Annotated in this window: 16 protein-coding genes and 1 pseudogene; 16 read left to right on the top strand and 1 reads right to left on the bottom strand. The window is 69.8% G+C overall.

Translation table 11 applies throughout. From position 1 onward, the window contains the following. Positions 1–45: 45 nt before the first annotated feature. The 14 genes and pseudogenes from uppS to tilS all read left to right on the top strand — a co-directional run bounded on the left by uppS (position 46) and on the right by tilS (position 17971). Positions 46–834: a polyprenyl diphosphate synthase gene (uppS, locus tag HIR79_RS17555; protein ID WP_283241843.1), complete on the top strand. Its 789-nt coding sequence runs from the start codon at positions 46–48 to the stop codon at positions 832–834. After that, positions 827–1627 carry a phosphatidate cytidylyltransferase gene (locus HIR79_RS17550; RefSeq protein WP_169959331.1) on the top strand — a complete coding sequence of 267 codons (801 nt, stop codon included), beginning with the start codon at positions 827–829 and terminating at the stop codon, positions 1625–1627. The genes uppS and HIR79_RS17550 overlap by 8 nt, the downstream gene beginning before the upstream one ends. 1 nt (position 1628) lies before the next feature. Beyond that, positions 1629–2835, top strand: a pseudogene (ispC, locus tag HIR79_RS17545) (1-deoxy-D-xylulose-5-phosphate reductoisomerase). 40 nt (positions 2836–2875) lie between these two features. After that, positions 2876–4234 (top strand): RIP metalloprotease RseP, encoded by a 1359-nt coding sequence (gene rseP, locus HIR79_RS17540; protein ID WP_169959330.1) that lies wholly within the window; start codon positions 2876–2878, stop codon positions 4232–4234. 258 nt (positions 4235–4492) lie between these two features. Next, positions 4493–6832, top strand: coding sequence for an outer membrane protein assembly factor BamA (gene bamA, locus HIR79_RS17535; RefSeq protein WP_249322201.1), 2340 nt, complete (start codon positions 4493–4495; stop codon positions 6830–6832). A 60-nt stretch (positions 6833–6892) separates the two neighbouring features. Then, on the top strand, positions 6893–7375 hold the full coding sequence (locus tag HIR79_RS17530; RefSeq protein ID WP_169959329.1) for an OmpH/Skp family outer membrane protein: 483 nt from the start codon (positions 6893–6895) through the stop codon (positions 7373–7375). Positions 7376–7398: 23 nt separating this feature from the next. Then, positions 7399–8436, top strand: coding sequence for a UDP-3-O-(3-hydroxymyristoyl)glucosamine N-acyltransferase (gene lpxD / locus HIR79_RS17525; protein ID WP_169959328.1), 1038 nt, complete (start codon positions 7399–7401; stop codon positions 8434–8436). Positions 8437–8541: 105 nt separating this feature from the next. After that, on the top strand, positions 8542–8985 hold the full coding sequence (fabZ, locus tag HIR79_RS17520; protein ID WP_169959327.1) for a 3-hydroxyacyl-ACP dehydratase FabZ: 444 nt from the start codon (positions 8542–8544) through the stop codon (positions 8983–8985). Next, on the top strand, positions 8982–9749 hold the full coding sequence (lpxA, locus tag HIR79_RS17515; protein ID WP_169959326.1) for an acyl-ACP--UDP-N-acetylglucosamine O-acyltransferase: 768 nt from the start codon (positions 8982–8984) through the stop codon (positions 9747–9749). The genes fabZ and lpxA overlap by 4 nt, the downstream gene beginning before the upstream one ends. A 2-nt stretch (positions 9750–9751) precedes the next feature. After that, complete coding sequence (lpxB, locus tag HIR79_RS17510) at positions 9752–10966, top strand: lipid-A-disaccharide synthase (protein ID WP_169959325.1); 1215 nt, start codon at positions 9752–9754, stop codon at positions 10964–10966. Continuing rightward, on the top strand, positions 10963–11589 hold the full coding sequence (rnhB, locus tag HIR79_RS17505; protein ID WP_169959324.1) for a ribonuclease HII: 627 nt from the start codon (positions 10963–10965) through the stop codon (positions 11587–11589). The genes lpxB and rnhB overlap by 4 nt, the downstream gene beginning before the upstream one ends. Before the next feature lie 203 nt (positions 11590–11792). After that, positions 11793–15299: a DNA polymerase III subunit alpha gene (gene dnaE, locus HIR79_RS17500; RefSeq protein WP_169959323.1), complete on the top strand. Its 3507-nt coding sequence runs from the start codon at positions 11793–11795 to the stop codon at positions 15297–15299. Positions 15300–15584: 285 nt separating this feature from the next. After that, positions 15585–16538, top strand: a complete 954-nt coding sequence (accA, locus tag HIR79_RS17495; protein WP_169959322.1) for an acetyl-CoA carboxylase carboxyl transferase subunit alpha — start codon at positions 15585–15587, stop codon at positions 16536–16538. A gap of 140 nt (positions 16539–16678) precedes the next feature. Then, entirely contained in the window at positions 16679–17971 is a 1293-nt protein-coding gene (gene tilS / locus HIR79_RS17490) for a tRNA lysidine(34) synthetase TilS (RefSeq protein ID WP_169959321.1), read from the top strand. Positions 17972–18001: 30 nt separating this feature from the next. On the opposite strand, the gene ppx is transcribed toward tilS, so the two are convergent. After that, the gene (gene ppx / locus HIR79_RS17485; RefSeq protein ID WP_169959320.1) at positions 18002–19516 is read right to left on the bottom strand and encodes an exopolyphosphatase; all 1515 of its coding nucleotides are present in this window, start codon (positions 19514–19516) and stop codon (positions 18002–18004) included. A 422-nt stretch (positions 19517–19938) separates the two neighbouring features. On the opposite strand from ppx, the gene rho reads away from it, so the two are divergent. Both rho and ubiD read left to right on the top strand, forming a co-directional pair. After that, positions 19939–21198: a transcription termination factor Rho gene (gene rho / locus HIR79_RS17480; protein ID WP_169959319.1), complete on the top strand. Its 1260-nt coding sequence runs from the start codon at positions 19939–19941 to the stop codon at positions 21196–21198. 214 nt (positions 21199–21412) lie between these two features. Continuing rightward, positions 21413–22900: a 4-hydroxy-3-polyprenylbenzoate decarboxylase gene (ubiD, locus tag HIR79_RS17475; protein ID WP_169959318.1), complete on the top strand. Its 1488-nt coding sequence runs from the start codon at positions 21413–21415 to the stop codon at positions 22898–22900. The last annotated feature ends 2 nt before the right edge of the window (positions 22901–22902 follow it).

Genomic DNA, 22902 nt, shown 5'->3' with positions numbered 1-22902 from the left:
GGGCGGCCTCCTGCCTTCGCTACCCACTCCCCGATGCGAGACCCCATGACGTCACCGCTCACCCCAGATTCCAGCGCCACGGAGGGCACGCCTGCCACCCCGGGGGGCCCGCTGCCACGCCATGTGGCGATCATCATGGACGGCAACAACCGCTGGGCGCGGGCGCGCGGCCTCTCCGGCGTGCGCGGTCACCATGCCGGCGTGGAGGCGGTGCGCGCCACCATCCGGCGTGCCGCCGAGCGCGGGGTCGAGACCCTCACCCTGTTCGCCTTCTCCAGCGAGAACTGGAAGCGTCCCCGGGCCGAGGTCAGCGCCCTGATGGAGCTGTTCCTGCTGGCGCTGAAGCGCGAGGTCAGCAAGCTTCACCAGAACGGCATCCGGCTCTCGGTGATCGGTGATCTCTCGGCCTTCTCGGACTCGATCCAGAAGCACATCGCCCGGGCCGAGGCCAAGACCCGCGACAACACCCGGCTGCACCTGGTGATCGCCGCCAACTATGGCGGCCAGTGGGACCTGACCCGGGCGGCGCGCCGCCTCGCCGAGCGGGTGGCCGCCGGCGAGATGGATCCCGAGGCCATCGACGAGGCCGCCTTCGCTTCCCAACTGAGCCTGGCCGGGGTGGCGCCGGTGGATCTCTGCATCCGCACCAGCGGCGAGCAGCGCATCTCCAACTTCATTCTCTGGGAGCTGGCCTACGCCGAGCTCCACTTCACGCCACGCCTGTGGCCCGACTTCGACGCCGACGCCTTCGACCTGGCGCTGGAGGACTTCCAGCGGCGCCAGCGGCGCTTCGGCATGACCGACGAACAGATCGAGGCGCAACAAGGTGCTTAGACAGCGCATCATCACCGCGGCCTGGCTGGCGCCGCTGATGCTGGCGGGCCTGTTTGGCCTGTCCGGCGGGTTCTTCGCCCTCTTCACGGCGGCCATCGTGCTGCTGGCCGGCTGGGAATGGACCAACCTGGCGGGCATCCGCCGGCCCGACAACCGGCTGATGCTGGTAGGCGTGCTGGGCATGGCGATGCTGATGCTCTGGCTCAGCGGTGGGGCCCTGATGGCCTGGCCGCTGTGGCTGGGCGTGGCCGGCTGGCTGGCCAATCTCTACTGGGTGGTTCACTACCCCGCACGCGGCGGGCAGTGGCAGTCGTCCACGCGGCGCCTTGCCATGGGAGTCTGGGTGCTGCTCCCCGCCTGGGTGGGGCTGAACGTGCTGCGCGATACCGGCGCGGTCTGGCTGCTCTTTGTGCTGCTGCTGGTGTGGTGTGCCGATATCGGCGCCTACTTCGCCGGCCGCGCCTTCGGGCGGCGCAAGCTGGCGCCCAGGGTGAGCCCGGGCAAGAGCTGGGAAGGGGTGGCCGGCGGCCTCGTCGCCACCGCCGCGCTTGCCCTGATCTTCGCCGCCTGGCAGGGGCTCGGCCTCGGCGGCGGGCTGGCCCTGCTGCTGGCGACCCTGGTGGTGACCCTGGTCTCGGTGCTGGGCGACCTGCTCGAGAGCATGCTCAAGCGCTTTCGCGGCATCAAGGACTCCAGCCAGCTGCTGCCGGGCCATGGCGGCGTGCTCGACCGCATCGACAGCCTCACCGCGGCGCTGCCCCTCTTCGCCCTGCTGATGCTCGGGGTGCTCTAGGGTGGCCGCAGCAGAGCGCGGCGCCTGGCGCCGCCAGGCAGTCACCGTGCTGGGGGCCACCGGCTCCATCGGCACCAGCACCCTGGACGTGATCGCCCGCCACCCCGAGCGCTATCGTGTCCATGCGCTGACCGCCCACCGCTCCCGGGAGCCCCTGCTGGCGCTCTGCCTCTTCCACCGGCCCGCGGTAGCGGTGCTCGGCGACGAGCGCGACGCCGCCTGGCTGCGGGCGCGCCTTGCCGAGGCCGGCGTGGCGACCGAGGTCGAGTCCGGCCCGGCGGCCCTGGTGGCGGTGGCCGAGGCGCGCGAGGTGGATGTGGTGATGTCGGCCATCGTCGGCGCCGCGGGCCTCCTGCCCACGCTTGCCGCGGTGCATGCCGGCAAGCGGGTGCTGCTGGCCAACAAGGAGGCCCTGGTGATGTCCGGGGCGCTCTTCATGGAGGCGGTGGCGACGAGCGGCGCGACCCTTCTGCCCATCGATTCCGAACACAATGCCATCTACCAGTGTCTACCCGTGGAGCATCGCGGGGGGCTCGCCCGCCACGGCGTTACCCAGCTGCTGCTGACCGCCTCCGGCGGCCCCTTCCGCGGCTGGTCGCCCGAGCGGCTGGCCGAGGTGACGCCCGAACAGGCCTGCGCCCACCCCAACTGGTCCATGGGCCGCAAGATCTCGGTGGACAGCGCCACCCTGATGAACAAGGGGCTGGAGCTGATCGAGGCGTGCTGGCTGTTCGACGCCCGGCCGGAGCAGGTGCAGGTGGTGGTGCACCCCCAGAGCGTGATCCACTCCATGGCCGCCTACAGCGATGGCTCGGTGATCGCCCAGTTGGGCAACCCCGACATGCGCACCCCCATCGCCTACGGGCTGGCCTGGCCGGAGCGCATCGAGGCCGGCGTCGAGGCGCTGGACCTCTTCCGGGTCGCCCGGCTCGACTTCGAGGCGCCGGACGAGGCCGCCTTCCCCTGCCTGCGCCTGGCTCGCGAGGCCATGGCCGCGGGGGGGGACGGCGCCGGCGGTGCTCAATGCGGCCAACGAGGTGGCGGTGGAGGCCTTCCTGGCGGGTCGCCTCGGCTTCACCGGCATCGCCGAGCTGGTGGCCCGGGTGCGCGATGCCGAGCCGGTCCAGGCCGTGCGCGACCTCGAGACCGTACTGGACGCCGATGCCCGCGCGCGGCGTGCCGCCGTGACCCGGCTGGCGAACCGCTGACACCGATGCCATTCCAACCCGATTCCAGGAGGAGAGCGACTTGGGCCTGATCCAGAACATCCTGGCCGTCATCGTGGTGCTGGGCCTGTTGATCACCTTCCACGAGTTCGGCCACTTCTGGGTGGCCAGGCGCTGTGGCGTCCGGGTGCTGCGCTTCTCGGTGGGCTTCGGCACGCCGATCTGGTCCCGCGTCGACCGCCATGGCACCGAGTTCGCCGTGGCCGCCATCCCGCTGGGCGGCTACGTCAAGATGCTCGACGAGCGCGAGGCGCCGGTGCCCGAGGACGAGCTCGGCCAGGCCTTCAACCGCAAGACGGTATGGCAGCGGATCGCCATCGTCGCTGCCGGCCCCCTGGCCAACTTCCTGCTCGCCATCGTCGCCTACTGGGCGCTGTTCGTGGCCGGCACCACCACGGTGGCGCCGGTGATCGGCAGCGTCGAGCCGGGGTCGCCGGCGGAGCGCGGCGGCCTCGTCGCCGGCCAGGAGATCGTCGCGGTGCGCGGCGAGGCGGTGCGCGGCTGGGACGAGATCAACCTCAAGCTGGTGGCCGCCATCGGCATGAGCGGCGAGCTCACCGTCGACGCCCGCAGCGACGCCACCGCCGAGCCCCGCGAGTATCGCCTGCCGGTCGAGAACTGGCTGGTGCGCCAGGACCCGCCCCAGCCGCTGCCGAGCCTCGGCGTGACCCCCTGGCGCCCGCCCTTCCCGGCGGTGCTGGGCCAGCTGATGCCCGGGGAGGCGGCCGACGCCGCCGGCCTCCAGGCCGGCGACGAGATCCTGGCGGTGGATGGCACCGCGGTCGACGACTGGATGCATTTCGTCGACATCGTGCGGGCAAGCCCCGGCGAGGCGCTGACCCTCGAGGTGGCGCGCGACGGCGAGCGGCTGAGCCTTGCCATCACCCCCGGCAGCAACACTCTGGAGGAAGGCGTGACCATCGGCTACATCGGCGCCGGCGTGGCGCCGGTGGCGTGGCCCGAGGAGTACCGCCGCGAGATCCGCTACGGCCCCGTGGCCGCAGTGGGCGAGGCGGTATCCCGCACCGGCGAGATGACCCTGCTGACCCTGGATGCCATCCGCAAGATGCTGGTGGGGTTGATCTCGCCCTCCAACCTCTCGGGCCCGATCACCATTGCCCAGATTTCGGGCGATTCGGCCCGGGCGGGGCTCGAGAGCTTCGTCAGCTTCCTGGCCTATCTCTCCATCAGCCTGGCGGTGCTCAACCTGCTGCCGATCCCGGTGCTCGACGGCGGCCACCTGCTCTACTATTTCGTGGAGGTGGTGCGTGGCCGCCCGGTCTCCGAGCAGGCCCAGGCAATCGGCCTGCGCATCGGCCTGGCGCTGGTGGGGACCCTGATGCTGATGGCGATCTATTTCGATCTGATGCGGCTCTGGTGACGCAAGGCCCGAACGAGCTACTGCCTGCTCGCCGGGGCTGATCCGGCGACAAGCCTGTGAGGGGGCGCCATGAACCCCTCCCTGGGGGCTACCTAGACCATCCCTGGTCCACGGACCCCCTCTTCGGCTTGTCCCCTGCGCCCCTTGCGCATGGCAGCGGCGATTGCTCTGTGGCAATCGCCTTGTCAGCGAGCCGCACAAATGTATAAGGTGCCTGTCTGGACAGGTTTGGCAGATCAACGCGAGCGAATCGACTGCATGAGAATCAAGACCATCGGACTGGCGGCACTGCTGCTCGTCGGGGCCGGGACGGCCCAGGCCCAACCCTTCGAGGTTTCGGACATTCGTGTGGAAGGCCTGCAGCGAGTCTCCGCCGCCTCCGTCTTCAACGCCTTTCCCGTCAGCGCTCGCGACCGCGTCGATGACCGCGAGCTGGCCGAGGCGACCCGCAGCCTGTTTGCCACCGGCCTGTTCGAGGATATCAGCCTCGCCCGGGACGGCGACGTGCTGATCATCCAGGTGGTGGAGCGACCCACCATCAGCCGTCTCAATATCAGCGGCAACCGCCGCATCGGTGACGATGAGCTGCGCCAGGGCCTGCGCCAGGCCGGCCTCGCCGAGGGCGAGGTGCTGCAGCTCTCCACCCTGGAGGAGATCCAGCGCGAGCTGGAGGGCGTCTACCAGGGGCAGGGGCGCTACAGCGCCACCATCGAGACCAGCGTGCGCGAGATCGACGAGGGCCGCGTGCAGGTCGACGTGGAGATCAACGAGGGCGCCGTGGCGCGCATCCGCCAGATCAACCTCGTCGGCAACCGCGCCTTCGACGACGACACCCTGCGCGACGTCTTCGAGCTCAACGACCGCCCTGGCCGCATCTTCGGCTGGTTCTCCCGGGACGAGTACTCCCGCGAGGCGCTGGCCGGCGATCTCGAGCGCCTGCGCTCCTTCTACCTGGACCGCGGCTACGTCAACTTCAACGTCGAGTCGACCCAGGTCTCGATCAGCCCGGACAAGTCGCAGATCTTCATCACCGTCAACGTCGACGAGGGCCGCCAGTACCGCATCGGCGACGTGCGCTTCGTGGGCGACCTGCAGATCAGCGAGCGCGAGGCCCGCGAGCTGCTCGAGGTGGCGCCGGGCCAGGTCTTCTCGCGCAGCGACGTGACCGCCTCCTCCGAGGCGCTGCGCGCACGCCTCGGCGCCGAGGGTTTCGCCTTCGCCAGCGTCGATGGCATCCCCGAGGTCTCCGCGTCGGACGACACCGTGGACCTGGCGTTCCGGGTCGATGCCGGGCGCCGCGCCTATGTGCGCCGCATCGAGTTCATCGGCAACACCACCACCCAGGACGAGGTGCTGCGCCGGGAGATGATCCAGCTGGAGGGGGCGCCGGCCTCGACTCAGTCGATCACCCAGTCCCGCCAGCGCCTCGAGCGCCTCGGCTTCTTCCGCCAGGTGGACGTGGAGACCCGGCCCGTGGCCGGTGAGCCCGACAAGCTCGACGTCACCTACACCGTGGAGGAGCAGCCCTCCGGCTCGATCTCCGCCAGCGTCGGCTTCTCCCAGAGCGCCGGCGTCATCTACGGCGTGGGCCTCTCCCAGACCAACTTCCTGGGGACCGGCAACCGGGTGAACGTCGGCGCCCAGCGCAGCGACACCTTCACCAGCGTCAACTTCGGTTTCACCGACCCCTACTGGACCCTCGACGGCATCTCTCGCGGCTACAACCTCTACTACCGCGAGACCGACTACGAGGACTCCGACATCTCCACCTACTCCACCGACGCCTACGGTGCGGGGATCAACTTCGGCTACCCGATCAACGAGATCACCCGTCTCAACTTCGGCGCCGCGGTGGAGGACCTGACGGTCAAGACCTATCGCGATACCGCCCAGGAGATCACCCGCTACGTCGACGAGCAGGGGGCCGATGCCCAGAGCCTGAAGCTGACGGCCAGCTGGACCCGCAACAACCTCAACCGCGGCATCATGCCCACCGCCGGCAACTACCAGCGCCTGTCGCTGGAGACCGCGGTGCCCGGCAGCGACGCCGAGTACTACAAGCTGCGCGCCCAGGCCCGCCAGCTCTTCCCGCTCAACGACAACCACGACTGGGCGCTGAAGTTCAGCGGCGAGGTGGGCTATGCCGACGTGGTCGGCAACGACCCCTACCCCTTCTACGAGAACTTCTACGCCGGTGGCCTCGGCTCGGTGCGCGGCTTCACCGCCAACACCCTGGGCCAGCGCACCACGCCGCCGGAATCCGGCGGACGCGATCGCACCCTGGGCGGCAACGTGCTGATGCAGGGCAGCGCCGAGCTGCTCTTCCCGCTGCCCTTCATCGAGGATCGCCGTTCCCTGCAGACCTCGCTGTTCCTGGACGCGGGCAACACCTTCCTCACCGACTGCTATGCCACCGAGACCGGCACCTCGAACTGCAGCTCCGGGGTGGACCTGGGCGACCTGCGCTACAGCGTCGGCGTGGGGCTCTCCTGGCTGACGCCGGTGGGCCCGCTCACCTTCAGCATCGCCGAGCCGCTCAACGACGAGAGCGGCGACGACACCCAGTTCTTCCAGTTCTCGCTGGGTCAGACCTTCTGATTCCGGCCAGCCCCTGAGCAACGCCGGGCCGCCAGGCGGCGGCCCGTCAAGGAGTTCGACATGCGTAGATTGACCGCTGCCCTGAGCCTTCTCCTGCTGGCCGCCCTGGCCCTGCCGGCCCAGGCCGCCGAGGTGGCCGTGCTGGACTGGCGCCGGGCGCTGATGCAGACCGATGCCGCCCAGCGTTCCATGAGCGAGCTGGAGAGCCGTATCGGCAGCCAGCAGCGCCAGGCCCAGGCGCTCGACCAGGAGCTCTCCCAGCTGCAGCAGCGTGCCAGCAGCCTCAGCGACAGCGAGCGCCAGGAGGCCAACCGCAAGGCGTCCGAGCTCAACCGCCTGGTCGGCGAGATCATGCAGGCCCAGCAGGAGGCCGAGCAGCGCTTCCTGAGCGATGCCGAGTCGCGGCTCGAGCAGGCCGTCGAGCAGGTGATCGCTCGCCACGGCATCGACGTCCTCGTCGAGCCCCAGGGCGTGCTGCACGCCAACCAGGATCTGCCCGACCTGACCGGCGAAGTGACCCAGATCCTCAACTCCCTGTTCTGAGCCGGCACCAGCGGACCCAAGCCATGACCCGACGCGACACCCCGACCCTCACCCTTGCCGACATCGCCGAGCGCCTGGGCGCCCGGCTGGTCGGTGACGCCGACCGCCGGGTCAGCGGGCTGGCCACCCTCAGGGAGGCCGGCCCGGACCAGGTGGCCTTCCTGGCCAACCGCGCCTATCTCAAGGACCTGCCGGATACCCGGGCCGCGGCCGTGCTGCTCCATCCGCAGCATGGCGAGACCTGTCCCACGGCGCGCCTCGAGCTCGACAACCCCTATCTGGGCTATGCGGCGCTGTCGCGCCTCTTCGATCCCCTGGCGGGGCGCCCGCCCGCCGGCGTGCACCCCTCGGCGTCGGTGGACCCCGCCGCGCGTCTCGGTGAGCGGGTCGAGATCGGCCCCAATGCCGTGATCGAGGCGGGCGTGACCCTGGGCGACGACGTGATCGTCGGCCCCGGCGCCGTGGTGGGGGCCGACAGCGTCATCGGCGCCGGCTCCCGGCTCCACGCCAACGCCACCGTCTGCCACGGCGTGGTGGTGGGCCAGCGCGCCATCCTGCACAGCGGCTGCGTGATCGGCGGCGACGGCTTCGGCTTCGCCCACGACGGGGCGCGCTGGCACAAGATCGCCCAGCTCGGCGGCGTCGTACTGGGCGATGACGTCGAGGTGGGCAGCTGTTCGAGCATCGACCGCGGCGCCCTCGGCGACACCGTCATCGGCCACGACGTCAAGATCGACAGCCAGGTGCAGATCGCCCACAACGTGCAGATCGGCGACCACAGCGCCCTGGCCGGCTGCGTGGGCATCGCCGGCTCCACCCGGGTCGGGAAGCACTGCATGCTGGGCGGTGGCGTGGGGCTCTCCGGCCATCTGACGATCTGCGACGGGGTCCAGGTCACCGGCATGAGCCTGGTGACCAACTCCATCACCGAGCCCGGGGTCTACTCCTCCGGTACCGGCGCCATGAAGAACGCCCAGTGGCGCAAGAACGCGGTGCGCTTCAAGCAGCTCGACGACATCGCCAAGCGGCTCTCGCGGCTCGAGAAGGGGCGCGACGGTTGAGGGTCGCGCCCGGGGCGCTATAATCCCCCGCCTGCCCGACGGCCCGCGCCGTCGGCTCGCACCCGCCGGGACGGCGGGGCTCCCGATACTTCAGAGGTTGTGACGATGGTAATGGACATCAACGAAATTCGAGACTATCTGCCCCACCGCTATCCTTTTCTGCTGGTGGACAGGGTCACCGAGCTGAGCCTCGGCGAATCCATCGTCGCCTACAAGAATGTCAGCATCAACGAGCCGTTCTTCAATGGGCACTTTCCCCATCACCCCATCATGCCCGGCGTGCTGGTGGTGGAGGCGCTGGCCCAGGCCTGTGGCATCCTCGGCTTCAAGACCGTCAACAAGCTGCCCGCCGATGGCTATGTCTACTACCTGGTGGGCAGCGACAACGTGCGCTTCAAGCGCCCGGTGATGCCCGGTGACCGGCTGCAGCTGCGCGCCGATGTGATCCGCGAGAAGCGTGGCATCTGGAAGTTTGCCTGCAAGGCCACCGTCGACGGCGAGCTGGCCTGCGAGGCCGAGATCATCTGTGCCGAGAGGAAGGTCGCTTGATTCACCCCACTGCCCTCGTCGACCCCGCCGCGCGCCTCGCCGATGACGTCGAGGTCGGCCCCTTCACGGTGATCGGGCCCGACGTGGAGATCGGCCCCGGCAGCCGGATCGGCCCCCATGTGGTGATCAAGGGGCCCACGGTGCTGGGGGCGCGCACGCGCATCTTCCAGTTCGCCTCGGTGGGTGAGGACTGCCAGGACAAGAAGTATGCCGGCGAGCCCACCCGGCTGGTGATGGGCGATGACAACGTGATCCGCGAGGGGGTGACCTTGCATCGCGGCACCGTCCAGGACCGCGGCGAGACCACCATCGGCTCGCGCAACCTCTTCATGGCCTATGTGCACGTGGGCCACGACTGCGTGATCGGCAACGACTGCATCCTGGCCAACCAGGTGACCCTGGCGGGCCACGTGAAGCTCGGGGACTTCGCCATCCTCGGCGGGCTCTCCGCGGTGCACCAGTTCTGCCACTTCGGCACCCACGCCATGGCCGGCGGCGGCTCCATCATCACCAAGGACACCCCGGCCTACGTGATGATCAACGGCAGCCCGGCCCAGGTCCATGGCCTCAACCTGGTGGGTCTCAAGCGTCGCGGCTTCTCGAAGGAGGCCCTCCGGGCCCTCGGCGAGGCCTACAAGCTGGTCTATCGCCAGGGGCTCACCGTCGAGCAGGCGCTGGCCGAGATCCGCACGCGCTTCGCCCTGGCCGAGACCGAGACCTTTGCCGCCTCCATCGAGGCGTCGACCCGCGGCATCATCCGCTGATCATGGCCACGGCCGAGCGGCAGGCGGTGCGGCGAGTCTATCTGGTCGCCGGTGAGCTCTCCGGCGACATCCTCGGTGCCGGGCTGATGCGCGCCCTCAGGGCCCGCCATCCCGGCGTCGAGTTCCGCGGCATCGGCGGCCCGCGCATGATCCGCGAGGGGATCGACAGCCGCTTCCCCCTGGAGACTCTCTCGGTGATGGGGCTCGTCGAGGTGCTCAAGCACCTGCCCGGGCTGATCCGGGTGCGTCGCACCCTCAGGGCCGATGCCCTGGCCTGGCAGCCGGACATCATGGTCGGCATCGACGCCCCGGACTTCAACCTGGGCCTGGAGCGGCAGCTGCGCGAGGCGGGCCTGATCACCGCCCACTACGTCAGCCCCTCCGTGTGGGCCTGGCGCCAGGGGCGGGTCAAGGGCATCGCGAAGTCTGTGGATGCCATGCTCACCTTCCTGCCCTTCGAGGCAGCCTTCTACGCCCGCCACCGGGTGCCGGTGGCCTTCGTCGGCCACCCGCTGGCCGACGAGCTGCCGCTCGAGAACGACCGGACTGCCATGCGCACCGCCCTGGGCCTGCCCGGCGAGGGCGAGGTGCTGGCGCTGCTGCCCGGCTCCCGGGCCAACGAGATCCGCTTTCTCGGCGAGACCTTTCTCGCCGCCGCCGAACGGCTCTGTGCGGCGCGCCCGGGCCTGCACCTGGTGGTGCCGGCGGCCACGCCAAGGCGCCGTGAGGAGCTCGCGGCGCTGCTGGCCGGCCACCCCGGGCTTGCCGAGCGGCTGACCCTGCTCGACGGCCAGGCCCGGGAGGCGATGGTGGCCAGTGACGCCGTGCTGCTCGCCTCCGGCACCGCGGCGCTCGAGGCGATGCTCTGCCACCGCCCGATGCTGGTGGCCTATCGGATGGCGCCGGCGACCCACTGGCTCGCCCGGCGTCTGGTCAAGACCGAATGGATCTCGCTGCCCAACCTGATCGCCCGGGAGAGCCTGGTGCCGGAGCTGATCCAGGAGGCGGCGAGCCCCGAGGCGATCGCCGCCCGGCTCGGCGCGCTGCTCGACGACGCCCCGGGGCGCGCCGCCCTGGAGGCGCGCTTCGCCGCGATGCACGCAGGCCTGCAGCGCGACGCCAGCCGCCGCGCCGCGGAGGCCATCGAGGCGCTGGTGGCGGGCGAACCGCTGCCCGAGAGCGTCGCCCCGGAGCGGGCCGGGGAGGCGGCATCGTGACCTCGGCAAGGGGCAAGGCCGCCGAGCTGCCCCCGCTGGTGGTGGACTACCGCGGCGAGCGCCTGGCCGGCGTCGATGAGGTGGGCCGCGGGCCCCTGGTGGGGGCGGTGGTGGCCGCCGCGGTGATCCTCGACCCGGCGCGCCCGATCGAGGGGCTCACCGACTCCAAGGCGCTCTCCGCCCGGCGCCGCGAGGCCCTGGACGTCGAGATCCGCGAGAGGGCCCTGGCCTTCGCCGTGGCCGAGGCCAGCCCCGCCGAGGTGGATGCGCTCAATATCTATCATGCCACCCACCTGGCCATGCGCCGGGCCATCGATGCCCTGAGCCCGGCGGCGGAGTACCTGCTGGTGGACGGCAATCGCCTGCCCGGGCATCATCTGCCGGGACAGGCGGTGGTCAAGGGGGACGCCCGCCACCCCGCCATCGCCGCCGCCTCGATACTCGCCAAGGTGGCCCGGGATGCCCAGATGCGGGCCCTCGACGCCCGGCATCCCGACTACGGCTTCGCCCGCCACAAGGGCTACCCGACCCGGGAGCACCTGGCCGCCCTGGAGCGCTTCGGCGCGCTGCCGGAGCACCGCCGCTCCTTCGCCCCGGTCAAGCGCCAGCTGGCGCTGTTCTAGGCCAGCGAGTCGCCATCGAGAGCGAGGAGCGCCGGGGATAGGTCGTCGCGGGGGTCTTTTGCCATGGATGGCAAAAGTAGCGTACAGGGAGGTATTCACAGCGCCCCCGCATAGACCTGTCGCCGGGTCAGCTCCGAGCGATAATGCCGGGATAGCCTCGCGCTTCCTGCAATGACTATTCACCGCCAAGCCCCGAGCCCCCTATGACCACGCCCTTCGTTCATCTCCGCGTCCACACCGAATACTCCCTGGTCGACGGCCTGGTGCGCCTCAAGCCGCTGGTCAAGGCCGCAGCGGAGCAGGGCATGCCGGCGCTGGCGGTCACCGACGAGGCCAACCTCTTCGGCCTGGTGAAGTTCTACAAGGGCGCCCAGGGCGCGGGGCTCAAGCCGATCATCGGCGCCGACCTCTGGCTCGCCAATCCCCATGACGAGGAGCACCCCTACCGGCTCACCCTGCTGGCCATGAACGACACGGGCTATCGCAACCTCACGGAGCTGATCTCCCGGGGCTGGATGGAGGGGCAGCGGCTGGGGCGCGCCGAGCTCAAGCGGGAGTGGGTGCTGGCCCAGAGCGAGGGGCTGATCGCCCTCTCCGGCGGGCGCGACGGCGAGGTGGGGCGCTACCTGCTCAGCGACCATGGCGACGAGGCCCGCGCGCTGCTCGAGGAGTGGAACGCCGCCTTCCCCGGGCGCTTCTACCTGGAGCTGACCCGCACGGGCCGCCCCCTGGAGGAGGAGTGCCTGCACCTCTCGGTGGCGCTGGCCGTGGAGAGCGGCACCCCGGTGGTGGCCACCAACGACGTGCGCTTCCTCGAGAAGGAGGACTTCTGGGCCCACGAGACCCGGGTCGCCATCGGCGAGGGCCGGGCGCTCGACGACCCGCGCCGCGAGCGCAAGTACACCGAGGAGCAGTACCTCAAGAGCCCCGAGGAGATGGCCGAGCTCTTTTCGGACATCCCAGAGGCGCTCGAGAACAGCGTGATGATCGCCGCGCGCTGCAGCGTGGACGTGCGCCTGGGCGAGATCTTCCTGCCGGAGTTCGAGATCCCCGAGGGGATGACCCAGGACGAGTTCTTCCGCAAGGTCTCCCACGACGGTCTCACCGAGCGCCTCGACTTCCTGTTCCCCGCCGAGCGCTACCCCCGCGACGGCGCCGAGTACGCCGAGATCGACCAGCGCTACCGGGAGCGGCTCGACTTCGAGCTCGACGTCATCATCCAGATGGGGTTCCCCGGCTACTTCCTGATCGTGATGGACTTCATCCAGTGGGCCAAGGACAACGACGTCCCGGTGGGCCCCGGGCGGGGCTCCGGCGCCGGCTCTCTGGTGGCTTACGCCCAGAAGATCACCGACCTCGACCCCATCGGCTACGACCTGCTCTTCGAGCGCTTCCTCAACCCCGAGCGGGTCTCGATGCCCGACTTCGACGTCGACTTCTGCATGGAGAAGCGCGACCGGGTCATCGAGTACGTGGCCGACCGCTACGGCCGCAACGCCGTGTCGCAGATCGTCACCTTCGGCACCATGGCCGCCAAGGCGGTGGTGCGCGACGTGGCCCGGGCCCAGGGGCGCCCCTACTCGCTGGGCGACAAGCTCTCCAAGCTGATCCCCTTCGAGGTGGGCATGACGCTCGCCAAGGCGATCGAGGCGGAGCCGGCGCTGAAGGAGTTCGTCGAGGCCGACGACGAGGCCGCCGAGATCTGGGAGATGGCGCTCAAGCTCGAGGGCATCACCCGCGGCACCGGCAAGCACGCCGGCGGCGTGGTGATCGCCCCCACCAAGCTCACCGACTTCTCGCCGCTGCTGTGCGACGAGGAGGGCGCGGGGCTCGTCGTGCAGTTCGACAAGAACGACATCGAGGAGGCCGGGCTCGTCAAGTTCGACTTCCTGGGCCTGCGCACCCTGACCATCATCGACTGGGCGCTGGAGATGGTCGACAAGGTGCGCGCGGTGGAGGGGCAGGGGCCGCTGAATATCGACAGCATCCCGCTGGATGACGGCCCCACCTTCGAGATGCTCAAGCGCGCCGAGACCACGGCGGTGTTCCAGCTCGAATCCCGCGGCATGAAGGAGCTGATCAAGCGCCTCCTGCCCGACTCCCTGGACGACATGATCGCCCTGGTGGCCCTGTTCCGCCCCGGCCCGCTGCAGTCGGGCATGGTGGACGACTTCATCAACCGCAAGCACGGCCGGTCCGAGATCTCCTACCCGCACCCGGACTACCAGCACGAGTGGCTCAAGCCGGTGCTGGAGCCCACCTACGGCATCATCCTCTATCAGGAGCAGGTGATGCAGATCGCCCAGGTGCTGGCGGGCTACACCCTAGGCCAGGCCGACATGCTGCGCCGCGCCATGGGCAAGAAGAAGCCCGAGGAGATGGCCAAGCAGCGCGCCGGCTTCATGGAGGGGTGTGCGGCCAACGGCATCGACAAGGAGCTCGCCGGCAACATCTTCGACCTGGTGGAGAAGTTCGCCGGCTACGGCTTCAACAAGTCTCACTCGGCGGCCTATGCGCTGGTCTCGTATCAAACGGCCTGGTTAAAAGCTCATTACCCTGGCCCGTTCATGGCAGCGGTGATCTCCACCGAGATGGACAACCTCGACAAGGTGGTGCCGCTGATCGAGGAGTGCCGCAACCTTGGGCTCACCGTGACTCCGCCGGACGTCAACGTCGGCGGCTACAAGTTCACCGTGGATGACGAGGCCCGGGTGGTCTACGGCCTCGGCGCCATCCGCGGCGTGGGCGAGGGGCCCATCGGCGCCATCGTCGAGGCCCGCGAGGCCGAGGGGCCCTTCAAGGATCTCTTCGACTTCTGCCGCCGCGTCGACCCCAAGCGCATGAACAAGCGCACCCTGGAGGCGCTGATCCGCTCCGGCGCCCTGGACAGCCTCGGCCCCAACCGCGCCGTGCTGGCCGCGGCGCTGGATGACGCCCTCAAGGCCGCCGCCCAGACCCAGACCAACCAGAACCTGGGCATGGTCGACATGTTCGGCGAGGCCTTCGCCGACGAGGAGGCCCAGGGCGGCGACGTCTACGCCGAGTATCGTCGGGTGCGCGAGTGGACCGACAAGGAGCGCTTGGCCGGCGAGAAGGAGACCCTGGGGCTCTACCTCACCGGTCACCCCATCGACGAGTACGAGAAGGAGCTCGAGCGCTTCGTCTCGACGCGCATCAGCGACCTCAAGCCGTCGCGTGAGCCTCAGCGGGTCGCCGGCCTGGTGGTGGGGGTGCGCACCATGAAGTCCAAGCGCGGCGACACCATGGCCTTCCTGACCCTGGACGACCGCACCGGGCGCATCGAGGCGTCGCTGTTCGGCGAGCTCTATGACCAGCTGCGCGGCCAGCTCGAACCCGACCAGGTGCTGATCGTCGAGGGGGAGGTCTCCTCCGACGACTACTCCGGCGGGCTGCGCCTGCGCGGCAAGGAGATCACCCCCATGGTGGCGGCGCGCACCCGCTACGGCCAGGCGGTGGAGCTCTCCCTGGACGGCGCGGCCATCAACGGCCGGCTGGTGGACTCCCTGCGGGCGAGCCTCGACCCCCATCGCGACGCCGAGGGCCTGCCGGTGCGACTGCGCTACCGCAACGCCGAGGCCGCCGGCTGGCTGGAGCTCGACGCCGCCTGGAAGGTCTCGCCCACCGACGAGCTGCTGATCCGCCTGCGCGAGGTGCAGGGCCAGGACGGCGTGCGGCTCAAGTACCGCTGAGCATGGGGCAGGGCTTGCCTCCTCTTGGTCCTCTACGGCAAGAGTCGGGGCTGACCCGGCGACAGGCCTGATCGGGGGCGCTGTGAACCCCTCCCTGGGCGCTACCGACGCCATCCCTGGCGTAGGACCCCCTCCAGGCCTGTCCCCGGCGCCCCTCAGCGAAGTCGCTCCAGCCTGCGCCGCCTTGCGCCGCTCGTTGAGGGTGCGATAATGCCAGCCACTTCATTTTTCGCGCCGCTGCCCGCCACGGGGGCCGGCGGTGAAACACCACAAGGCCACTCGCCAATGAATCCCAACTATCTCGACTTCGAACAGCCCATCGCCGAGCTCCAGGCCAAGATCGAGGAGCTGCGCCTGGTCGGCAATGACAGCCAGCTCAACCTCAGCGACGAGATCGAGCGCCTCCAGGAGAAGAGCCGCAAGCTCACCGAGTCCATCTTCAAGGACCTCACCCCCTGGCAGGTCTCGCAGCTCTCCCGCCATCCCCAGCGCCCCTACACCCTGGACTACCTGGAGCACGTCTTCACCGACTTCGACGAGCTTCACGGTGACCGCCACTTCGCCGATGATGCCGCCATCGTCGGCGGCGTGGCGCGCCTCGACGACCGTCCGGTGATGGTGATCGGCCACCAGAAGGGCCGCGACGTGAAGGAGAAGGTCCGCCGCAACTTCGGCATGCCGCGCCCCGAGGGCTATCGCAAGGCGTGCCGCCTGATGGAGATGGCCGAGCGGTTCAAGATGCCGGTGCTCACCTTCATCGACACTCCCGGCGCCTATCCCGGCATCGATGCCGAGGAGCGCGGCCAGTCCGAGGCCATCGCCTACAACCTGGCGGTGATGTCGCGCCTGCGTACGCCGATCATCGCCACCGTGGTGGGCGAGGGCGGCTCCGGCGGGGCCCTGGCCATCGGCGTCTGTGACGAGCTGGCCATGCTGCAGTACTCCACCTACTCGGTGATCTCCCCCGAGGGCTGCGCCTCCATCCTGTGGCGCAGTGCCGACAAGGCCTCCGACGCCGCCCAGGCCATGGGCGTCACCGCCGAGCGCCTCCGTGAGCTCGGCTTCGTGGATACCCTGATCGAGGAGCCGCTGGGCGGCGCCCACCGCCAGCCGGTCACCACCGCCGAGCGGGTCAGGGAGGCGCTGCTGGCCAGCCTCGAGCGCCTCGAGGCGATGGATACCGATGCGCTGCTGGCGCGCCGCTATGAGCGCCTGATGAGCTACGGCGCCCCGGCTTAACGGCCCTTTCTGCGCTCGGCCATACGGCGTTAAAAATCGGCTCGAAATGCTCATTTACTAAAGTAAACTCCGCTTTCTCGCCGACTTTTGCCTTGTCTGGCCATCGCTCGAAGCGGGCCCTCTGGGTTAGAGGGTTATCCATGTCCCTTCAGCCTCTGATCGATAATGCCCTGGCCCAGACCCCGCCGGGGTGTTGCGTCTGGGTGGCCCTCTCCGGCGGGCTCGACTCCGCGCTGCTGCTGACGCTCGCCGCCGAGGCGTGCCGGCGCCATCCCCGCCCGCTGCGTGCCCTCCACGTGCACCATGGCCTGCAGGCCGCGGCCGACGATTTCGAGCGCCACTGTCGGCGGCTCTGCTCGCACCTGGGCATGCCGCTCTTCGTCGAGCGGGTCGCGGTCGAACTCGCCGCGGGGCAGGGGCTGGAGGGGGCGGCCCGGGAGGCGCGTTACGCCGCCTTCGCCCGTCGCGTCGCCGTCGGCGAGACCCTGTGGCTGGCCCAGCACCGCGACGACCAGGCCGAGACCTTCCTGCTCGCCGCGTTGCGCGGCAGCGGCGTGCGTGGGCTGGCCGGCATGCCGCCGCTGCGGGCCTGGCGGGGCAGGGCGCTTGCGCGGCCGCTGCTGGCGGCCTCCCGGGCATCTATCGAGGCCGAGGCGGCTCGCCTGGGGCTGGCCTGGGTGGAGGACCCCTCCAACGCCGACGAGGGGCTCGATCGCAACCTCCTGCGCCGCACGGTGCTGCCCGCGCTGACGGCGCGCTGGCCCCACGCTGCCGCGGCGCTGGCGCGCAGCGCGGCCCTGGCCGGTGAGGCCGAGGGGCTGCTCGGCGAGCTGGCCGAGCTCGACCTCGAGCGCCTCGGCGGTGAGCCTGCCCGGCTGCCGGTGTCGCGGCTGGTGGCGCTCACCCCCGCCCGCCAGCGGCTGCTGGTGCGTCATGCCTGCGCGCGACTGGCCCTGCCGGCACCGCCGGCGGCGCGCCTGGCGACGCTGCTCGATCAGCTGGACGCGCGCAGCGACGCCGAGGCGCGGGTGGCCTGGCCGGGCGGCGAGGCGCGCCTGTGGCGCGGCGTGCTCCACCTGATGGCGCCGCTGCCCGCCCTGCCGGCAAGCTGGCAGGGGGCGTGGGGCGGCGATGCGCCGCTGTCGACGCCGCTGGGGGAGTGTGACGTGCGGCTGTGGCCGGAGGCGGCCAGGGTGGGTGGCGGGCTGCGCCTGAGCCCGCGGCGCGGCGGTGAGCGGCTGCGCCTGGCCGGTCGCGGCTCCCGGGACCTCAAGCGGCTGCTGCAGGAGCGGGCGGTGCCGCCCTGGGAGCGCCAGCGGCTGCTGGTGGTGTGGCATCTCGACAGGGGCGGGGCCGAGACGGTGGTGGCGCTGCTCGACCCGGTGGGCGAGCGCTGGCTGGCGGTGGCGGCGGGGTGGCGTGCGTCGCCGTGAAGGCCCCTCCCGTGGTGGCCTGATCGGCGCTCAGCTGGCCGGCAGCAGCTCCAGGCCGAAGCCGGCCGCCTGCTGGTAGACGCACTCCTGCTCGAGGTCGGTGACCAGCAGCATGGGGTCCTCGCCGGGTTCCAGCCACAGGCGCAATGCCTCGCCGTCGGTCGAGAGGCGCGGGGTGCCGGGCGGCTGTTCCGGCCGGCTGTGATTGAGCAGCACCGCCAGGCGCAGCAGGCGGGCAAGGCGCGCGTGGGAAGGTTGGACGGAGGCGGGCAGGGCCTGCCACTCCTTGAGCGGAAACTTGCGGCGGTGGGCGCGCACCAGGAAGGCCAGCAGGCGCTGCTCCGGGCGCGAGAAACCGGCCAGGTCGGAGTGTTCCAGCAGGTAGGCCCCGTGACGATGGAACTGGCTGTGGGAGATCGCCAGGCCGATCTCGTGGAGGCGGGCGGCCCAGCTCAGGAAGCGCGCCTGGTCGTCGTCCAGGCCCCAGGCGTCGCGCACCTGGTCGAACAGCGCCGCGGCGCTGGCGGCCACGTTGCTGGCCTGGCGCTCATCCACCCCGTAGCGGCGCTCGAGCAGCTCCAGGCTCTTGAGCCTCGAATCCTCCGGGCTGTTGCGCCCGGCCATGTCGTAGAGCACCCCCTCGCGCAGGGCGCCGTCGGCATAGCGCATCTGCTCGAGGCCGAAGGCCTCGAAGACGGCGCCGAGCACCGCGATGCCGGCGGGAAAGACTCGGGCGCGATCGGGCTTGAGCCCCTCCATGGCGACCCGATCCAGGCGCCGGCACTTGATCAGCCGCTCGCGCAGGGCGGCCAGCCCCTCCCGGGTGATCACCCCTTCCGGCGCCTCTCCGGCGGCATGCAGCACCGCAGCGGCCGCCTTGATGGTGCCGCTGGACCCCACCGGATCTTCCCAGCCCAGTTCGCGGTACTGCCGGCGGATATTGGCGAGCTCCGAGAGGGCGGCAAGCTCTGCGCGGCGCATGCGCTTGTCGGAGATCTCGCCGTTGTCGAAGAAGCGCCGGCTGAAGGTCACGCAGCCCATGCGCAGGCTCTCCAGGGCCAGCGGCTCGAAGCGCTCGCCGATGATGAACTCGGTGGAGCCGCCGCCGATGTCGACGATCAGCCGGCGCCCCTCCTCGGCCAGGGCATGGGCGGCGCCCAGGTAGATCAGGCGTGCCTCCTCGCGGCCGGCGATGATCTCGATGGGGCAGCCCAGCAGGGCCTCGGCGCGCTCGATCAGCGACTGGCTGTTGGCCGCATCCCTCAGCGCATTGGTGCCCACCACCCGCAGCTGTCCCGGGGCGATGTCGTCCACGAAGGGGGCGAAGCGGGCCAGGCAGTCCAGGGCGCGCTGCATGGTGGCCTCGTCGAGCAGGCCCTCGTCGTCGAGGCCCGCGGCCAGCTGCACCTTCTCTCCCTGTCGCGCCACGACCTGCAGCCGCTCGTCCTGATAGTTGGCGACCAGCAGGTGAAAGCTGTTGGAGCCGAGATCGATGGCGGCGAGGCGTCGGGTGGGGGGCTGGGCCGGCTCCGCTGGCGAGGTCATGGTGAGTCCCTGAGGTTGGCTGAGGGAGAAAGGGTGCGGCGCGACCCCCGCCCTGTCAATCGCCACGGGGCTTGCGTTCCCAAGGGCCCTTGTCTAGTATCGTGTCGTTCGCCTGTTCCGAATGCTTTCCGACCGTCCTGCGGCGATCCCGTCTCGGTCAACTTCAAGTCGTCAGTCAGCCCACAATGTCCAGCGATAGCCGGCCCCGCCGTAGCCGCTGGTCAGGCGAAACCGAATCTGCTCCCTCGACTCCCTCGGCCGGCGCCCCCTGCGGTTGCCTCTCCCATGGCCATCGGGATCCAATGTGACGAGTGGCAGCCTCTCCGGGCTCTGAACGCACCCCACGCGGCGTTATCGTCTCGCCTCCCGCCAAACGCGGCGCATCGACGCCCGGCTTCCACGAGCTATCTCTGAACACACCGATGAATCTTACCGACCTCAAGCAAAAGTCAGTGCCGGATCTCCTGGAGATCGCCCGCGAGATGGGCATCGACAACCTGGCGCGCTCCCGCAAGCAGGACATCATCTTCGCCATCCTCAAGAAGCATGCCAAGAGCGGTGAGCCGATCTATGGCGATGGTGTGCTGGAGATCCTTCAGGATGGGTTCGGCTTCCTGCGCAGTGCCGACAGCTCCTATCTGGCCGGGCCCGACGACATCTATGTGTCGCCCTCCCAGATCCGTCGCTTCAACCTGCGCAAGGGCGACTCCATCTCCGGCAGGATCCGCCCCCCCAAGGAGGGCGAACGCTACTTTGCCCTGCTCAAGGTCAGCGAGATCAACTTCGACAAGCCTGAGAACGCCAAGCACAAGATCCTCTTCGAGAACCTCACGCCGCTGTTCCCCCAGGAGCGGCTGCGCATGGAGATCGGTAACGGCTCCACCGAGGATCTGACGGCGCGGATCATCGATCTCACGGCGCCCATCGGCAAGGGCCAGCGCGGCCTGCTGGTCTCCCCGCCCAAGGCGGGCAAGACGCTGATGCTGCAGAACATCGCCACCTCCATCACCCGCAACAACCCCGAGTGCCATCTGATCGTCCTGCTGATCGACGAGCGCCCGGAAGAGGTGACGGAGATGTCGCGCACCGTGCGCGGCGAGGTGGTGGCCTCGACCTTCGACGAGCCGCCGGCCCGCCACGTGCAGGTGGCCGAGATGGTGATCGAGAAGGCCAAGCGCCTGGTGGAACACAAGAAGGACGTGGTGATCCTGCTCGACTCCATCACCCGCCTGGCACGCGCCTACAACACCGTGGTGCCGAGCTCCGGTAAGGTGCTGACCGGCGGCGTGGACGCCCACGCCCTGGAGAAGCCCAAGCGCTTCTTCGGCGCGGCGCGCAACATCGAGGAGGGCGGCAGCCTGACCATCATCGCCACGGCGCTGGTGGACACCGGCTCCAAGATGGACGAGGTGATCTTTGAGGAGTTCAAAGGCACCGGCAACATGGAGGCGCACCTGGACCGCAAGCTGGCCGAGCGTCGCGTCTACCCGGCCATCAACATCCGCCGCTCCGGTACCCGCCGCGAGGACCTGCTCGCCTCCGAGGACGAGATGCAGCGCATGTGGATCCTGCGCAAGCTGCTCAACCCCATGGATGACACCGCGGCCACCGAGTTCCTGATCGACCGCCTCAAGGATACCAAGACAAACATCGAGTTCTTCGAGGCCATGAAGCGCCGCTGACCGCGACTGCCGGGAATGCCACTGCGCGGCTGACCCGGCGACAGGCCTGCGAGGGGGCGCTGTGAACCCCTCCCTGGGCGCTACCGATGCCATCCCTGGCATAGGACCCCCTCTTCGGCCTGTCCCCGGCGCCGCTTATCCTGGCAACTCAGCAGACGTATTCAAGGGGCATGCTATGCTGCCCCTTTCGTCGTACTGCAACCGGGAAAACCGAATGAAGTACAAGGACCTGCGGGAATTCATCAGCGCCCTGGAGGCCCGGGGCGAGCTCCAGCGCATCACCGCCGAGGTGGACCCCTACCTCGAGATCACCGAGATCTGCGATCGCACCCTGCGCGCCGGTGGTCCGGCGCTGCTGTTCGAGAACGTCAAGGGGCACGACATGCCGCTGCTCGGCAACCTCTTCGGCACGCCGAAGCGGGTCGCCCTCGGCATGGGCCAGGACTCCGTGGCCGCCCTGCGCGAGGTGGGCGAGCTGCTCGCCTTCCTCAAGGAGCCTGAGCCCCCCAAGGGCTTTCGCGACGCCTGGGACAAGCTGCCGATCTTCAAGCAGGTGATGAGCATGGGGCCGAAGAAGGTCCGCTCGGCGCCGGTGCAGGAAAAGGTGTACGAGGGCGACGAGGTCGACCTCGACCGCCTGCCGATCCAGCACTGCTGGCCCGGCGACGCCGCGCCCCTGGTCACCTGGCCGCTGGTGATCACCCGCGGGCCCCACAAGAAGCGCCAGAACCTCGGCATCTACCGCCAGCAGAAGCTGTCGAAGAACCGGCTGATCATGCGCTGGCTCTCCCACCGCGGCGGGGCGCTGGACTTCCTGGAGTTCCAGAAGGCCCACCCCGGCGAGCCCTTCCCGGTGGCGGTGGCGCTGGGCGCCGACCCGGCGACCATCCTCGGCGCGGTGACCCCGGTGCCGGATTCGCTCTCCGAGTACGCCTTCGCCGGGCTGCTGCGCGGCTCGCGCACCGAGCTGGTCAAGTGCGGCCACGCCGACCTGGACGTGCCGGCCTCGGCGGAGATCATCCTGGAGGGGTTCATCTACCCGGATGACATGGCCCCCGAGGGCCCCTACGGCGACCATACCGGCTACTACAACGAGGTGGATACCTTCCCGGTCTTCACGGTGACGCGTATGACCATGCGCCGCGATGCCATCTATCACTCCACCTACACCGGCCGGCCGCCCGACGAGCCGGCGATCCTTGGGCTGGCGCTCAACGAGGTGTTCGTGCCGATCCTGCGCCGCCAGTTTCCGGAGATCGTCGACTTCTACCTGCCGCCGGAGGGCTGCTCCTACCGCATGGCGGTGGTGACCATGAAGAAGCAGTACCCGGGCCACGCCAAGCGGGTGATGATGGGCGTGTGGAGCTTCCTGCGCCAGTTCATGTACACCAAGTTCGTGGTGGTGCTCGACGACGACGTCAGCGCCCGGGACTGGGAGGACGTGATCTGGGCCATCACCACCCGCATGGACCCGGCCCGGGACACCGTGATGGTGGAGAACACCCCCATCGACTACCTGGACTTCGCCTCGCCGGTCTCCGGCCTCGGTTCCAAGATGGGCCTGGATGCCACCAGCAAGTGGCCCGGCGAGACCGACCGCGAGTGGGGGGTGCCCATCGTCATGGACGAGGCCGTCAAGGCCCGCGTCAGCGAGCGCTGGAACGAGCTGGGCATCGAGCTCCCCGACAACACGACCCCCTGACA

Origin of the sequence: Halomonas sp. PGE1 (assembly GCF_013000985.1) — a bacterium.
Taxonomy (GTDB): Bacteria; Pseudomonadota; Gammaproteobacteria; order Pseudomonadales; family Halomonadaceae; genus Halomonas; species Halomonas alkalicola.
This window is presented reverse-complemented; position numbering and strand designations above follow the sequence as displayed.